This is a genomic window from Vibrio sp. YT-18, assembly GCF_033337345.1.
Taxonomy (GTDB): domain Bacteria; phylum Pseudomonadota; class Gammaproteobacteria; order Enterobacterales; family Vibrionaceae; genus Vibrio; species Vibrio alginolyticus.
Genome location: NZ_JAWOQO010000232.1, coordinates 1 through 1,100 on the forward strand (window position 1 = coordinate 1; position 1,100 = coordinate 1,100).

Genomic DNA, 1,100 nt, shown 5'->3' on the forward strand with positions numbered 1-1,100 from the left:
TCTCAAGCACAACCGCTTGATTTCGCTACCGCAGTAGAACTGCTTCCTGCTGGTGGCACCATCATTTTGAAAGATGGCGACTACCAAGGGATGGAAATCCCGCTGACGGCGAGTGGCAGTGTCGACAAGCTCAAGCACCTACGTGCGGAAGGAGACAATGTTCGCTTTGTTTCGGAACTTCGTCACGAGGCAAATTACTGGCATTACCAAGGTATTGAAGTTGCGGGTGCGCAGTTCATTGTTCATGGTAGCCACAACACCTTCGAAAAAATGGTGACACACGGCGCGCCAGATACTGGTTTCGTGATCACCTCTCCTGAAAACATTGGCCGCGCACTGTGGGCAAGTTACAACCAAGTGATTGAAAGCGAAAGCTACAACAACATGGATCCTTCGCAGATCAACGCAGACGGTTTTGCGGCCAAGATGCGTATCGGCGATGGCAACACTTTCATCCGTTGTTTGTCTCACCACAACATTGATGACGGTTGGGACTTGTTCAACAAAGTGGAAGATGGCGCAAACGGTGCGGTGAGCATGTTGGATTCCAGCTCGTTCAGCAACGGTCGCACACGCGATGTTGCCAACAAGGGTGGCACGATTGGTAACGGCTTCAAGCTAGGCGGCGAGGGGATTCCGGTTCCACATGTGGTGAAAAATAGCTTGTCTTTCAATAACAACATGGACGGATTCACGGACAACTTTAACCCTGGTGCACTGGTATTGAGCGACAACGTGTCGATTGATAACAAGCGCTTCAACTACTTGTTCCGTAAGAGCCCATATTCCGGCGAGATTGAGCAAGGCACGTTCACCAATAACCGTTCTTACCGATTCCACGTCAGCAGCAAATATGACGACGTGATCAACAGTGCGAAATCGACTGGCAATGCGTTGGTCGAAAATGGCACGACTTACACCAGTGATGGCAAAGCGGTCGACAGCAAAATGCTCGCGCCATTAAAGCAAGCGTCAGTGATTGATACCCAACAAGCCATTCCGGGTAAGCAAGAGGCGATGCAGCTTAAGCAACTTATTCACTAACGAGTAACCACGGGCTCTCAGGAGCCCTTTTTTTCGTCAAAACTCACCTTACAACG

The 1,100-nt window shown here is 50.1% G+C and carries 1 protein-coding gene; it reads left to right on the forward strand.

Annotated elements, in window-relative coordinates; genetic code table 11:
* The coding region (locus R7M72_RS25630) for a right-handed parallel beta-helix repeat-containing protein (RefSeq protein ID WP_411913730.1) at positions 1–1,044 on the forward strand (1,044 nt) is incomplete at its 5' end.
* Positions 1,045–1,100: the final 56 nt, after the last annotated feature.